14 protein-coding genes are annotated in these 15,313 nt (G+C 41.5%); 11 read left to right on the top strand and 3 right to left on the bottom strand.

Translation table 11 applies throughout. The features are described 5' to 3' along the window. The first annotated feature begins 11 nt into the window (after positions 1-11). From LZD48_RS11460 to LZD48_RS11445, 4 genes are all read left to right on the top strand, one after another. The gene (locus LZD48_RS11460) at positions 12-1,904 is read left to right on the top strand and encodes a PTS fructose transporter subunit IIABC (RefSeq protein ID WP_235762890.1); all 1,893 of its coding nucleotides are present in this window, start codon (positions 12-14) and stop codon (positions 1,902-1,904) included. A gap of 233 nt (positions 1,905-2,137) precedes the next feature. Then, entirely contained in the window at positions 2,138-2,242 is a 105-nt protein-coding gene (locus LZD48_RS11455) for a YjcZ family sporulation protein (RefSeq protein ID WP_235762889.1), read from the top strand. 169 nt (positions 2,243-2,411) lie between these two features. Next, positions 2,412-4,052: an ATP-binding protein gene (locus tag LZD48_RS11450; RefSeq protein ID WP_235762888.1), complete on the top strand. Its 1,641-nt coding sequence runs from the start codon at positions 2,412-2,414 to the stop codon at positions 4,050-4,052. Further along, entirely contained in the window at positions 4,030-4,758 is a 729-nt protein-coding gene (locus LZD48_RS11445; protein ID WP_235762887.1) for a response regulator, read from the top strand. The genes LZD48_RS11450 and LZD48_RS11445 overlap by 23 nt, the downstream gene beginning before the upstream one ends. A gap of 50 nt (positions 4,759-4,808) precedes the next feature. On the opposite strand, the gene LZD48_RS11440 is transcribed toward LZD48_RS11445, so the two are convergent. Together LZD48_RS11440 and LZD48_RS11435 are read right to left on the bottom strand one after the other, a co-directional pair. Beyond that, positions 4,809-5,837, bottom strand: a complete 1,029-nt coding sequence (locus tag LZD48_RS11440; protein ID WP_235762886.1) for a 2-hydroxyacid dehydrogenase — start codon at positions 5,835-5,837, stop codon at positions 4,809-4,811. A 52-nt stretch (positions 5,838-5,889) separates the two neighbouring features. After that, complete coding sequence (locus LZD48_RS11435) at positions 5,890-6,948, bottom strand: AEC family transporter (RefSeq protein ID WP_235762885.1); 1,059 nt, start codon at positions 6,946-6,948, stop codon at positions 5,890-5,892. A gap of 291 nt (positions 6,949-7,239) precedes the next feature. Here LZD48_RS11435 and LZD48_RS11430 point away from each other — a divergent pair, with 291 nt between their 5' ends. From LZD48_RS11430 to LZD48_RS11400, 7 genes are all read left to right on the top strand, one after another. Then, entirely contained in the window at positions 7,240-8,586 is a 1,347-nt protein-coding gene (locus LZD48_RS11430; RefSeq protein ID WP_235762884.1) for an alpha/beta hydrolase, read from the top strand. A gap of 22 nt (positions 8,587-8,608) precedes the next feature. Beyond that, the gene (locus LZD48_RS11425; protein WP_235762969.1) at positions 8,609-9,061 is read left to right on the top strand and encodes a DUF3887 domain-containing protein; all 453 of its coding nucleotides are present in this window, start codon (positions 8,609-8,611) and stop codon (positions 9,059-9,061) included. Between the two features lie 132 nt (positions 9,062-9,193). Next, complete coding sequence (locus LZD48_RS11420; RefSeq protein ID WP_235762883.1) at positions 9,194-9,853, top strand: GntR family transcriptional regulator; 660 nt, start codon at positions 9,194-9,196, stop codon at positions 9,851-9,853. A 175-nt stretch (positions 9,854-10,028) separates the two neighbouring features. Further along, a complete protein-coding gene (locus LZD48_RS11415) occupies positions 10,029-10,886 on the top strand; it encodes an HpcH/HpaI aldolase/citrate lyase family protein (RefSeq protein ID WP_235762882.1) in 858 nt (285 codons plus the stop codon). A 22-nt stretch (positions 10,887-10,908) separates the two neighbouring features. Next, positions 10,909-12,066, top strand: coding sequence for a CaiB/BaiF CoA transferase family protein (locus LZD48_RS11410; RefSeq protein WP_235762881.1), 1,158 nt, complete (start codon positions 10,909-10,911; stop codon positions 12,064-12,066). 25 nt (positions 12,067-12,091) lie between these two features. Further along, entirely contained in the window at positions 12,092-12,628 is a 537-nt protein-coding gene (locus LZD48_RS11405) for a MaoC family dehydratase (protein WP_235762880.1), read from the top strand. A 1-nt stretch (position 12,629) separates the two neighbouring features. Continuing rightward, positions 12,630-13,829: an acyl-CoA dehydrogenase family protein gene (locus tag LZD48_RS11400; RefSeq protein ID WP_235762879.1), complete on the top strand. Its 1,200-nt coding sequence runs from the start codon at positions 12,630-12,632 to the stop codon at positions 13,827-13,829. A gap of 568 nt (positions 13,830-14,397) precedes the next feature. On the opposite strand, the gene LZD48_RS11395 is transcribed toward LZD48_RS11400, so the two are convergent. Beyond that, complete coding sequence (locus LZD48_RS11395) at positions 14,398-15,297, bottom strand: glycine betaine ABC transporter substrate-binding protein (RefSeq protein WP_235762878.1); 900 nt, start codon at positions 15,295-15,297, stop codon at positions 14,398-14,400. Positions 15,298-15,313 lie beyond the last annotated feature (16 nt).

Raw genomic sequence — 15,313 nt, 5'->3', positions numbered from 1 at the left:
GAGTGAGAGAGATGCAAGTTATCGATTTACTGCGAAAAGATATTATGATTATGGATTTGCAGGCACAGGAAAAAGAATCCGTCATTGACGAAATGATAAAAAGCCTAGAAGCGCATGGAGTCGTAAATGATTTTGTTTCGTTTAAAGAGGCTATTTTAGCAAGAGAAGCTCAAACATCTACTGGTCTCGGTGATGGGATTGCAATGCCTCATGCTCGGCACGGGGCAGTGAAAGAGCCGACCGTATTATTTGCGAAGAGCAAGTCAGGTGTTGAATTTGAAGCGTTGGATGGTCAGCCAACCTATCTATTTTTCATGATAGCAGTACCGGATGGTGAGGACGATACACATTTGCAAACATTAGCGGCCCTTTCCCGGAAGTTGATTGATCCGGAATTTGTAGAAAAGTTAAAGCAGGTTACTGCACCAGAGGAAGTTCACGCCCTTTTTGCCGAAGCCGATGCGGAGGAACCTAAAGCACCAGAAGAACCAACGGAATCTGAAAAAACAGAAGCAACTGAAGAAAAACCTTTCGTGGTAGCGGTCACGGCTTGTCCGACAGGAATCGCGCATACGTATATGGCAGAGGATGCTTTGAAACAAAAAGCGGCTGAAATGAATGTCAATATTCGTGTGGAGACGAACGGTTCGGACGGTGCAAAGCATAAATTGACGGATGAAGAAATCGAACGAGCGGATGCGGTTATCGTCGTTGCCAGTAAAAAAGTGGAAATGGATCGATTCCACGGAAAACCTCTTCTCGACCGACCTGTCAGTGACGGAATTAGTAAAGCAGAAGAACTGATTACAAAAGCAATTAAGAAGGACGCCCCGATTTATCACTCATCCAATGAAAGAGAAAAAAGTGAAAATGACACTACTAAAACGGCAACGGGATCTATCTGGAATAAAATCTACAAGGATTTAATGAATGGCATTTCCCACATGCTCCCATTTGTTGTTGGTGGTGGAATTTTATTGGCACTCTCGTTCTTAGTTGAACGTTTTGTTGGGGATGAGAGTCAGATATTCCTATTCTTAAATGGAGTTGGTGGAAGTGCCTTTGACTTCCTCATCCCTATTTTTGCTGGATTTATCGCAATGAGTATTGCAGACCGGCCTGGTTTAATGCCAGGGGTTGTCGGCGGATTAATGGCGGTTCAAAGTGATGCCGGATTTATTGGCGGACTCGTTGCCGGTTTCCTCGCAGGTTACGTAATTGTCTTTCTGAAAAGGGCATTCCGAGGATTGCCTAAGTCTCTCGACGGGTTAAAAACAATTCTGTTTTATCCTGTTGTCGGATTATTTATTACAGGACTTTTAATGTATTTCATCATTGGGCCAATCTTCTCTATTGTTAATAATGCAATGCTTGATTTTCTGCAAAACCTTGGTACTGGAAATGCAGTTCTGCTTGGTGCTTTACTCGGTGGAATGATGGCCATTGATATGGGTGGACCTTTCAATAAAGCGGCCTATGCTTTTTCAATTGGGATCTTCACCGATACGGGTGACGGAAGTTTGATGGCTGCTGTTATGGCAGGCGGAATGGTTCCACCATTCGCGATTGCACTCGCTTCAACGTTCTTTAAAAATAAATTTACCGATCAGGAACGGAAGTCAGGAATGACCAACTATGTAATGGGGATTTCCTTTATTACAGAAGGTGCAATTCCTTTCGCAGCTGCTGATCCATTGCGTGTAATTGGTTCATCCGTTTTAGGTGCGGCAATTGCAGGTGGACTGACTCAAGTTTGGAATAGTGCGATACCTGCTCCGCATGGAGGATTATTCGTTGCTCCACTTGCAGAAAATCCTTGGTTCTTTTTACTGTCCCTTATTATTGGGATGGTTGTTGCAGGAATCGTACTAGGTTTATGGAAAAAGCCTGTTGAAGAAAAATAAATAGATAAGAGCTCTGAAATGTTGATATGCTCCCCATATGGTAGACGGAGAAATAATGAAAATCTCTGCTACGATATGGGGAGTATTTTTTTAATGTCTAATACCTTAGTAAAGGAGCACAGCAGATAAATAGCATCATTCATCCGCCATATTTTAAATCCTGGGTTTTTACCTATAACCGATTTCACTTTCATTCATATAGTTATAGTATCAAGAAATGGGAGGTGTTAGGCATGAGTGAAGTGAAAGGTGGATATGGCGGAGGTTTCGCCCTGATTGTTGTGTTATTCATCCTTTTAATTATTGTAGGTACATCCTATGTTGGCTGGGGCTATTAGGATTCGCCTACATCCATTGATTCTCTCCCTATCGGAAAAGTGTATACTTTATTACTCATGTGCATTTGGATTAATCAGGTTATCTGGTTAATCCTTTTTGCATTATGGTATGATAAATATAGAAAAAATCGAGAAATCCAGAGACTGACTACGAAAAAGGAGAATCGCCGTGTTTGAAAACAAATGGCTTTTCAAATTAAGCTTAAAGAAGATGACGACGTTGCTCGTATTACTCTCTGTCTTAGCATCTCTTGTTGCTGCGGCTATATTCCTACACCAGGCGATTGAAAATCGGGAGCATGAATCGGTAAATACCAAACTGAAAAACATCGGCAGAATGGTGGCTAAGGATCCCCGGGTAATCGAAGGGGTAACCGATGAAGCTTTAAATGACGCCATTCAACTGTATGCAAAAGAAGTTGAGGAAGCAACAGATATTAGTTTTGTCGTTGTACTGGATGATGATCTTATTCGGAAATCCCATCCACAACCTGAGGTGATTGGTGAACCTTTTTCCAATTTGGAAGATGCGGCAAGATCCTTGAACGGGACGGAGCATTATTCCCAAGAAGAGGGTGTACTCGGAGAAGGGACAAGATTCTTCACGCCTATCTGGAACGCGGCAGGAGAGCAAATAGGTGTTGTCTGTGTTGGTTTCGTGCAGGAAAATGTGAATCAAGCTCTTTCGAATGCTTATAAAAGTCTTTATGCCGGGTTGCTGTTCGGGCTTGCTGTCGGTCTCATCGGTGCATTTTATCTCGCTCGGCAATTAAAGAAGCTGTTATGGGGAATGGAACCGAAAGAAATAGTTTTAAAAATGAAAGAAAGAGATCAGATCACTGATTCCGTAAGTGAAGGAATTATAGCAGTATCTCCCAATCGGGAAGTCCTTTTGCAAAATAATAACTTCATTGATTTAATGAATAAGGCTGGACTTCAAATAAGTAGTACGGAAAGTGGTTTTCTTGGCGAGGAGATATTTTCTATTCTTTTTGAAGAAGTATTTGAGAAAGAGAAACCGCTTGTGAACGAGCAGCTTGTTCTGAATCAGCTAGAACTTATTGCGAATGTCAAATTGGTCCACTTAGATGGCGAAACGTACGGAGCGGTGGCGACATTAAGGGACCAATCCGAGTTTAGACAATTGGCTCGCGAACTTAGTGGTACAACACAATATATCGATTCTTTAAGGGCGCAGAATCATAAATTCATGAATCAGCTCCACACGATTCTTGGACTAATTGAACTTGAAAAATATGATGATGTGGAGAAATTCATCCGTGTCTTGAATATGGATTACCATGAGGAAATCGGATTTGTGACAGATAAGATAAAAAGTCCGGCTATTGCAGGTTTCTTGCTTGGGAAGCGAAGTGAACTTAGGGAGCAAGGCGTTGAGCTTACGATTGATGAATATTCTCATTTTCCAAATATAAAAATGGACGAAATTCTTCATGATTTGTTGCTTTCTATTGGCATTTTACTCGATAATGCCAAGGAAGCGGTAAGTAAATCGGAACAGAAGCATGTAACTCTATTCTTGAAATTTGATACAGATGAGGCTGTCATCATGATTGAAGTCGAAGATACTGGAAGCGGGATAGAGAATGAATATCTGGAGAAAATCTTTGAACGGGGTTTCTCTACGAAGGGAGAAACACGCGGTTATGGACTTGATGCGGTGCAGACGATAGCAAATCACTATGACGGAATAGTGGATGTACAGTCAAGCACAGAATCCGGGAGTATTTTCCGGGTAGAATTGCCTTATAGAGCGGAGGAGACAGATGGTAAACGTGGTTATCGTTGAGGATGATCCAATGGTTGCAATGATCAATCAGCAGTATATCGAGCGGTTTCCTGAATTCGAAATCATTGCATCCGTTGACAGCATTGATAAATTATGGGAGGAGCTTAAAGAGGAAATCCCTGACCTAATCTTGCTGGATGTCTATTTGCCGGGGGAGACAGGGATTGATTTTCTGCTTGAGGTGCGCAAGGAGGAAGTCTCTATCCCGATTATTATGATTACGGCGGCAAATGATATGCCGACAATTAAAAAAGCGTTAGAATACGGTGTCATTGACTTTTTAATCAAACCATTTACCTTCGAACGGTTTGAACAGGCGATTGAAAAGTTTAAAGCTTATCATGGGTTTACAACAAGTTCGGAAACGACGGATCAGGAGACACTTGATAAACTCTTGATGAGTGAAAATTCCAATGAAGGAGCACAAAAAAAAGGTAAAGCGGTTGAACCGGCTTTGCCTAAAGGCTTATCGAAGCTTACGCTAAGGAAAGTCCTCCGGGAGATCGCTAAGCACGATGACTTCTTCTCAACAGAAGATATCGCAAGTGAAGTTGGTTTATCAAGGATTTCCACTCGAAAGTATTTGCAGCATTTAAATGAAATCGGATATTTGAAAGATGAACTGAAGTATTTGACGATTGGCAGGCCGATTACGATGTATAAGGTGCATGGAAATCAGGAGCATTTAATTGCGGATTTTCAATAAAAGGACTCAAAGTCTCTAGAATAATAGGATTTTTGAGTCCTTTTACCTTATTAAGAACTAAGCCTGCTTTTCTCTGGCAAAGGAATCGCATTTTCTGTTCTTCCGGTTGTAAGCATGTCGTTGAAGTTTTCAAAGCTTGTTTCAATCATGTTAGATAGTGCTTCATCTGTATTGGAACCGATATGTGGTGTAATGAGAACTCGCGGATATAAATTTATCAGTTCTTGAACCGTCGCATCAAGTGCTTCTTTTTCTCCGTTAAAGTTTTTGAAGAAAATCCTTTCCTCGCCTGGAAGGACGTCTGTGCCGAATCCTTCGAGCTTATTGCTTTGAATTGCACGGAGGATGGCCTCGTTATCCTGGAGTTCCCCGCGGGCTGTATTAATGAGAATTGCACCGTCTTTCATTTTTGAAATAAATGCGTCATTGATCATCTTATCATTTTTACCAGGAAAATAAGGGACATGGATACTTACGATATCACTTTCTTGGAGCAATTCATCCATTTCTTTGAATGTGACGACTTCCTTTGCTTCCTCGCTCTGATAGATGTCATAGCCGAGTACTTCTGCTCCGAGCCCTTTGAATAACTTTGCTTCTGTGAGACCGATTTTACCTGTACCGATGATTCCAACTTTACAATTTCTGATTTCTTTACTGAACATGACACTGTTTACCATGAAGTTACCGTCTGCTGTCCGGTTTGTCGTGTATGCTGTATGTCTTAACAGGGACATCGCAAGGGTCAGTGCAAGTTCGGCAATTGCATTTGGAGAATACGAAGGGACTCTTGCAACATCAAGTTCATAATCTGCTGCTGCTTGTAGATCGATATGGTTAAAGCCTACTGTTCGGGTGAACAAGTATTTCACACCATATTCATTCATCATGGCAATATTTTTTCTATCGGCGATACAATTTCCGCGCAGGAGAACTGCATCCATTCCTCGCGTCGTTTCAATATTGTCATGGGTAAGTAAATCTTCAATTAATGTTAGTTCAAAGTTATATTTATTTAATTTATGGAAATAAGCAACCTCGTTTTCTCTAACTCCGTAGCAAACCACTTTGATAGCCATATTGCATTTCTCCTTTATCATGATTTTTTTAGATAAATCTGCTTTCCTTACATCAACCAAACAAATTGAATGAACTAATTAAGTTAAGAACGATGATCCATACGGGAATCATAACAACGGCGGTGATGGTCGACAGCAGGGAAGCATTGGATGCCAACACTGCGTCTTTATCAAAGCTGATTGCATAAGCCGTTGCGACAGTTGCTGTTGGTGTTGCCATCATGATGACAACAACTCCGACACAGACTGCACTCATAGACAGAATGCCTGTCATCTGTAGAATCGCGAGTAACACGATATTGATTAATGGTACGAGAATAACTTTATTGATACTGTATATCCAAGATGTCCGGTCTGTTAGAGCTGTGTTGAATTTAACCGAACCTAGTGTTGCGCCAATCGATAGCCAGGCAAGCGGTGAAGCTAAGCCGGCCAGGAATGAAATTGGCTTATGGAGCCAGATTGCTGTCTGATCCAGTCGTAAAAATGCTGCTTGTGACGCTGCTCCTTCTGTTGCTGCATGAACGACTTGAGGGAGGGAGCCTTGCGTAATCCAGATGAATAAACCAGCAAATGTTGCAATGACAATGGGATTAAGGAACATTTCTTTAATATTTTTCATTTCCATTTTCAATCCGCTCATCTTGATGTAGGCGTAAGAGTAAAGGAAGATCCGGTAACCGATATTGAAAATGGATGCGTACAATACACCCTCTGCTCCGTAGATTGCCCCAACAATCGGGATTCCGAAAAATGTTGTTGAGCCGAAAATGGTGAGAACACGTAAAGTTGTTTCTTTGTCTTCCTTAAACTTCATATACATTGGCTTCGTTGCAAAAATGAGAATGATGTAAATGACGAGTCCCCAGATGAGGATGTTCATTCCTTCTGCAAGGGATTCCCTGTTTATATCCTGCATGAATGAATTGAATGCAAGTGCAGGGAGCGCAACGGTTAATACTACTTTGGAAAGCAGCTTACCGACCTGATCATTGAATATACCTTTCTTCCGGCAGAAGAAGCCGAGTAATATAATGAAGATTGTAGATGTAATCGCACTGACGATGTTCATATCCGTTAATGTTGTTTTCATAATTTCTAGTACTTCCATAAAAAATTCCTCCTTATTTTATGCTCAATGATTCACAATATAGTGTAAAAAATAAAATTAATTGTGATTAATTTCACATATGATTACACGAATAAATTACTTGTTCTCCTTGCAATTAAAGTGTATTACAGAAGTCGATGAATGAAAATATTATATAACTAACGGAACTTATGTAACTTAAGTAAGTGAATTATTGAACAAATAGGTTGTTGTTAGTGAATGAGAAGTGAAACTTTTTACTAATTGCTCCGTAATACAAGTGAAAAAACATACATAATGGAGGTAACGTCCATGCGTATAAATTGGCTGATGTTGGGCTGCTTGGTTTTCCTAGTTTTATTAACAGGTTGTACAAAGGATAATCAGACCACCCTCACAGTTGAAGAAGCTGGGGAAGAAGTGATAGGTTTATTACAAGGAAGGGAGTATGACAAACTATATGAAGCATGGTTTTCTAGTGAATTACAAGAATCCCTGTCGGTCGCTGAACTTTCTAGTGATTGGGAAGAAAAGGTAACAGATGGAGATTTTGTTGAAGTGAGCGCTCTACAAGCTGAGCGGCGCACGGAAAATCTGGATGTTGTGGAAGCGAGTCTTGAGTATACAGCGGCCACATTTGATATCCGCCTGATTTTTAATGAAGGGATGCGTTTAGTAGGATTGAGTTTATCAGATGGATTTATAACGGAAAAATTACCGGGTTCGATTATGGAAGAAGAAATTATTATTGGTGAAGGTACGGAATATGAACTTGGCGGCTTGCTCACCTTACCTAAAGATGGAAAAGAGGAACTTCCGGCTGTCGTACTTGTTCATGGATCAGGACCGTCAGACAGGGATGAATCAGCTTTTGCCTATAAACCGTTCCGTGACATTGCTTGGGGACTTGCTGAGCAGGGAATCGCTGTTATTCGGTATGATAAGCGCACCTTTACTTATGGCAACGAGATGGCAGAGGGGTTAGACAATCTAACGGTGTATGAAGAGACGGTGGAGGATGCGATTCGAGCTGCTGAATTAATTAAAACCGATTCACGTATTGATGAACAGCATGTTTTCTTGGCTGGCCACAGTCTAGGTGGGATGCTTGCCCCTCGCATCGATGCAGAAGGTGGGGATTTTTCTGGCCTCATCATTCTTGCTGGGTCACCTCGGCCTTTATGGGAGATTATTTATGATCAGAATCGCAACTTGATAGAAGACATTATAGCAGATGAAAAGGAACAGGAAGAACAACGAATCTTCGTGGAAGAAGAGTATGAGAAGGCAAAAAGGCTGCAAACGATGACGGATGAGGAAGCGAAAGAGCTAACATTGTTTGGTATCGATGGCTATTATTTAAAAGAAATGGCTGAATATAATATTCCCGAACTTGTTGAAGATCAGGAGAAGCCGCTACTCATTTTACAAGGTGAAGACGATTTCCAAGTTTTCTATGATAAGGACTATAAACGTTGGCAAGAAATTTTGGAAAAACACGAGGGTGTGACGTTCATCAGTTATCCAGGGTTGAATCATTTTTTCATAGCATACGAAGGAGCTGGAAAGGGAACCCTTGCTGAATATGAGATCCCAAATCAAGTGGATGAAGAAGTGATCCAAGATATCGGCGAATGGATATTTAAGCAATCACATTAATTTAAGGAGTGGACTAGAATTGATGAAAAGATTTCGGACAGTAATGTTTTTATCTATCGTAGCAATTTTGTTCTTAGCAGGTTGCAGCAGAGGGGAAGAAGCAGAGGGGCCGGTAGACGAAGACACGGTGCAACCAGAGGAACAGGTGACGGATGAGAGTGCAAATGCTACAACTGATGAGACAGTTGCCGTAGCAGAGGAATTCATTGTCCAGTTGAGTGAAGGGCAGTACGCAGAAGCAACGGAAAACTTTGATGACACAATGGCTGAACAAATAGGAGCGGAAGAGCTCCAAGAATTATGGGGGAGCCTGGAAGAGCAACTCGGAGAATTCATTGCTTCTGAGTATGACCAGACCGAATCTGGCGATGGCTACGAAGTAATATTAATTAAAGGAGTCTTTAATGATGCAGATGCGACATTCCAAGTGACCATAAATGAGAATATGGAAATTGCCGGTTTTTATATTGTGTAGAAAAAGAGGTAAGGTTGACAAGAGTCGGAAGCGGGCGCAGTAAAAACGCCTGCTTTCAACTTTTTACTTCATTTTCCTTCCGTCCTGCGATACAATTTAGATAAATGATGCTCGCGTAAAGGGGACGTTAGAATGTCTAAACATAAGAATCTGCAAATTGGTAATAGAGAAATGTTACATAACCAGGTTTGTAGTATTTTAAGGAGTGCTATATTAAGAGGTGACTTTGAACCAGGAGAGCGGCTTGTGCAAACAGAGCTCGCAGAAATGATTGGTGTAAGCAGGATGCCGATTAGAGAAGCGCTACGCACATTGGAAATAGAAGGACTAGTCACGATGGAACCACATAAAGGAGCAGTCGTACGGGTATTGGAAAAAGAAGATGTAGAAGAAATCTATGAACTTCGCTCCGTGCTGGAATCTATGGCATTAAAAAAGAGCATGCAGTATTTTACAGAAGAAGATCGGAAACTCATTAAGCAGTATCATGATTCCATGATAGGAGCGACGACCGAAGAATATATCGAGCTGAATAAGGAATTCCATAATTTGTTAACGAGTAGCTGCGAGAGTCCACGATTGCTAGGCTTCATTAATACCATCTCACGAGGGCTTGCTCAAGATACACCATTAGTTATCCCTGGCCAAATGGAGAAATCCAATAAAGAGCATGAAAAAATTGTACAGGCTATTTTAGAAAATGATACTGAAGGTGCTGCGGAATATCTTGTAGAACATATCCACCGAACAGGAATGGAACTCGTTAAATATTTGGATGAGAAACAGGCGTAGACTATCAGTCCACTTGCAAGTGAACTGATAGTTATTTTTTTGCACTCTTTACATAATTATTTAGAAAACTCTTTACAAACATGTGAACTTCCTTTAAAATAAATTGTATCCAATATCCATTATCCAATAAATTTAATGTAAACGTATACTTTAGTGGGGAAAAGGAGTTGATTATATGTACCGGTCATGGCTATTTATTCCGGGAAATCGGGATAAGCACTTGAGAAAAGCGATTGATTTGGAAGCGGACGTCATTATATATGATTTAGAAGATGCCGTACCAGATGAAGATAAACAGCTAGCAAGATTAAAAGTAAAAGAAACAATGACAAAAGCAAATCATCAGGTAAATATCGTGCGCGTAAATGGACTAGACACAAATTACTTTGTAGACGATTTACATGGAATCGTCTCTGCGGAACTTACCGGGCTTATGTTGCCAAAAGTGAACAGCCGGGATGATGTCTTAATTGCAGATTATTTACTTGGGCAATTGGAAGTGAAGCATGGGATTAAAAAGGGAACTTTGGTACTTCTTCCTTTAATAGAGACAGCGAAGGGAATAGAAAATGTCTCAGAAATAGCAGGATCCAGTGAGCGGATTCTTTGCCTTTGTTTTGGAGCAGAAGATTACATGCTTGAATTGAATCTTGAAGCAGATTCGGCGCAAACCGCATTAAACTATGCGCGCTCTAAACTTGTAGTAGCTTCTGCGGCAGCTAAAAAAGCAGCACCAGTTGATGCGGTTTATCCAGATTTCCATGATGAAGCGGGACTCGAGGCAGCAACTATCGTAAGTAAGCAGGCTGGATTTCAAGGAAAATTGCTTATCCATCCGAAACAGATTGACATCGTAAACCATATCTTTTCTCCAACACAAAAGGAGATTGATGAGGCAAAGCGTATTGTTGAAATATACACTGCATCGATAGATAAAGGGGAAGGAGCTATTCAACTGGACGGGAAGATGATTGACGTACCCATTGCAGAACGAGCAAGAAGATTACTCGCTTATGCAAAGCGAACAGTATAAGACGAATGGGAGGAGAATTATAATGTTTCCTTTAGAAGGAATTACGGTAGTAGCCCTTGAACAAGCGATTGCAGCCCCTTTTGCGAGCAGGCAATTAGCTGATCTCGGGGCAAGGGTAATTAAAGTGGAGCGTCCGGAAGTAGGAGATTTTGCAAGGAACTATGACACGACGGTAAATGGGATGTCGAGTCATTTTGTCTGGACGAATCGCTCCAAAGAATCGATTGAACTTGATTTAAAGTCTGAGTACGGAAAAGAAGTGCTCGATCGTTTGCTTGATAAAGCAGATGTGCTCATTCAGAATCTAGCCCCGGGTGCATTAGAACGAATGGGATTCGTTCCGGAAGTATTAGTGAAGAAACATGCAAAACTAATCGTTTGCAGTATTTCCGGTTATGGAAAGGGCGGCACGTACGAGCAGAAAAAAGCTTACGACTTGCTCGTGCAATGTGAAGCGGGACTCGTTTCGATTACGGGCAGTGAGGATAACCCTTCAAAAGCCGGGATTTCCATTGCGGATATTGCCGCTGGAATGTACGCTTATACTGGGATTTTAACTGCCTTATTGAACCGGGAGAAAACAGGGGAAGGTGCAGTGATTGATGTATCCATGCTCGAAGCGTTAGGTGAATGGATGGGTTATCCCGCTTACTATGCAGCTTATGGGGGAGAAGAGCCAAAACGCTCTGGAGCAAGTCATGCGACAATTTATCCGTATGGTCCGTTTGTTTGTGGTGATGGGAAGACGGTATTCATCGGCTTACAAAATGAGCGGGAGTGGAAGCATTTCTGTGATTTAGTTGTGAAGGATCCCACACTTAATAAAGATTCTAGATTTAGCACGAACTCGGATCGTTCAGCGAATCGGGAAGAATTGAAAGAAATTATTGAAAGGGCTTTCGATGCGCTTGGCTCGAGCGAAGTGATCGATAGACTAGAGAAAGCAAAGGTTGCAAATGCTCGTTTGAATACGATGAAAGACTTCTTTGAACATCCTCAACTCAAAGCAAGAGACCGCTGGGAACAAGTAGAGACGCCGAATGGAACGATTGACGCGTTGAAACCTCCCGCTGTGATTGCTGGGATGGAAGCGGTGATGAAACCAATCCCGGCACTTGGTGAACATACGGAGAAAATACTAGAAGAAATAGGGATCAAACAAGAGGAATTACACAAATAAATATAGGTTGATGGAGGAGAAAAACATGACAGTAAAACAAGGTTGGAATGGCAGATTTTATGAAGACTTTGAAGTCGGAGATATTTATCCGCACCCACTCGGGAGAACCGTCACCCAAACGGATAACATTTATATGACGCTTCTCACGCAAAATACGAATCCAATTCATTTTGATGAATATTATTCCGCGCAAACAGAATTCGGTAAACCGTTGGTGGATTCGACTTTTACAATTGCACTAGTTACGGGACAGTCTGTAACAGATCTTTCACAAAATGCGATGGCTAATCTCGGCTGGGATGAAGTCCGCCTGCCGAATCCTGTATTTGAAGGAGATACAATCTATTCGTATTCTGAAGTACTAAGTAAACGTGAATCCCAATCCCGACCAAATGTTGGAATCGTTAACGTGAAAACAAGTGGTTATAATCAGCGGGGAGAAATTGTAATTACATTCAAGCGTACCTTTATGATTTATAAACGTGACGATGCACCAAAAAAGGAAAATACGTTATTGAACAAAGTGCTTGAGCAAGAAAAGGTTAAAAAAGGGGACGAATAGAATGGCAGAAATAAAAGAGCTGCATAAGCCAATTCAATTAAGCGGGGAAGAAAGGGAACAATTGCGTAAAGATGTACGGGAATTATGTGAGTCTTTCGGGAATGCGTATTGGAGAAAACTCGACGAACCACGGGAATATCCTTATGAGTTCGTTGATGCGCTGACGAAGGCTGGGTATCTCTCTGTCTTAATTCCGGAAGAATACGGTGGGAAAGGTTACGGTCTTCAAGAGGCAACAATTATTTTAGAAGAGATTCACCGTGCAGGTGGTCACGCAGCTGCTTGCCATGCCCAAATGTATACAATGGGATCAGTCCTGCGTCATGGGAGTAAAGAGCAAAAGGAAAAGTATCTTCCAGGTATTGCAAAAGGGGAGATTCGATTACAGGCGTTCTCGATTACTGAACCGGAAGCTGGATCGAATACAACAGCGATAAAAACTTTTGCTAAAAAAACGGGAGACGGTTACATCATGAACGGTCATAAGAACTGGACGAGTCGCATTCAACAATCGGATTTACTACTTGTTCTTGCCCGCACGACACCATTAGAGGAAGTGAAGAAGAAATCAGACGGGATCAGTCTCTTTCTTGTAGATTTACGTGATATTAGAAAAAATCAACCGGATGCTCTCATCATCGAACAGGTACGCACCATGTTCAACTATGCAACGAACAAGGTTTGGTATAAAGATATGAAAATCCCGCATGATACTCTAATTGGAGTAGAAGGAAAAGGGTTTAAATATGTGTTAGATGGGATGAATGCAGAAAGAATTCTACTGGCAGCAGAAACGATTGGAGATGGCTATTTCTTTATCGATAAAGCAGTGGAGTACGCGAGGGAGCGTGAAGTATTCAATCGTAAAATTGGTGAGAATCAGGGGGTTCAATTCCCAATTGCAAGAGCATATGCTGCGATTAAAGCTGCTGATCTTCTTCGGTATGAAGCGGCGAAGAAGTTTGATAATAACAAGCAGTGCGGAGAAGAGGCAAATATGGCGAAATTGTTATCGAGTGAAGCGAGCTGGGAAGCAGCGAATGTCTGCTTGAATACATTTGGTGGGAATGGTTTTGTCGATGAGTATGATGTCGAGCGGAAATTCAGGGAAACAAGAATGTATCAAATTGCTCCAGTCCATAACAATATGATTTTAGCATATCTCGGTCAACATGTGTTAGGACTGCCACGTTCGTATTAATGTGTTTGATGGAGCTTCTAATTGTTGCTATTCATGCATAAATCGGTTATATTTAAAATAGAATATGGAGGAGGCAAGGGGATTGATCCCCTTGCCCATAATAGCTGACTATCGCTTGCCCGAGCGATGGTCTTTCTTTTTTCTTGCGTTTAGTAGAGCGGATGTGAGATTAACCACTGCGGTTACTAGTGCAAGGAAAGCTACTATTATTGCCAATACCTCCATAGGTCCACCCCCTTTCCACTTGGGGGTAACGCAAGTATATCACAAACAGAACTAGTGTTCTATAGTAAAATCAATCTATTTTTTCAACAAAAAAGGACCGGTAATAATTATACCAGTCCCTTTTTCTATTACATAGGAAACTATAAAGCAAAAATGTTGTGGATAACTTGAGTTCCAAGCGATAGCCACGTCCGGCTCCAGCGCCCAGCAACTGACAAACCTCACACTCCTCCAATCAATAAGTCAACATCGGCTCCTTACGTCGCCGTGTTTCCTTTATCTCATTCCAGAGTGCTCCAGTTTGTACGTTGCTAAACGGGCGCTTGCGCCTTTGTTCTCTTACCTATTCAATATCTTCTGTCCATTCGTTTACTTTATCTTGGTTCTCTTCAACCCAAGCTGCAGCAGCCTCTACAGGGCTTGTACCTTCCGAGATTTCAAGCATGACTTCTTCCATATCATCTGTAGTCCAGTAGAAGTTATCAAGAACTTGATAGACTTCTGGAAGATCTTCTTCTAGACCTTCACGTACCATTGTGTTGATTGTTTCAGCATCACCGAAAACACCCTGTGGATCCTCTAGATATTTCAGATCGAATGCTTGGAATTTCCAGTGTGGAGACCAACCAGTTACAATAACATCTTCTTCATTTTCATAAGCGGTTCTTAACTCCGTAGTCATGGCACCACTTGAAGAAGTTTGAACTTCCCAGCCATCCAAGTTATCATATTCTTCTACAGCACGTTCAGAAGCAGCAACTACTCCAGCACCTGGCTCGATACCAGTGATGGTTTGGTTAGCTTCATCTGATAAGTCTTCGATAGAGTCAGCTTCCATATAGCTCGGAACAACTAAGCCAATTTTCGCACCTTCTAGGTTAGGACCAAGATCAATTACTTGATCACCATAGTTTTCAAATTGAGCTTCGTGAGTTCCAGGTAACCAAGCAGCAACCATTCCGTCTGCTTCACCATTCGCAACAGCTTCCCACATAACAGCATTGTCAAGTGGAGTTAATGTTACATCAAATCCTAAGTCTTCTAAGACTTTACCAATAACGTGTGTAGATGCGATTTCCGTATCCCATTCTACATAAGTTAGTTCAACTTCACCTTCTAAAGAACCTGCTGCATCGTCACCTGCATCCGTGCTTGATTCATCATCTCCAGCACCACAGCCTGCAGCAAATAATGCTGTAGATAATCCAAATACAAGGCCTAGACGTTTCCAATTGAACTTCATATTATACAACTCTCCT

Source organism: Oceanobacillus alkalisoli (genome assembly GCF_021556485.1).
Lineage (GTDB): Bacteria > Bacillota > Bacilli > Bacillales > Amphibacillaceae > Oceanobacillus > Oceanobacillus alkalisoli.
This window is presented reverse-complemented; position numbering and strand designations above follow the sequence as displayed.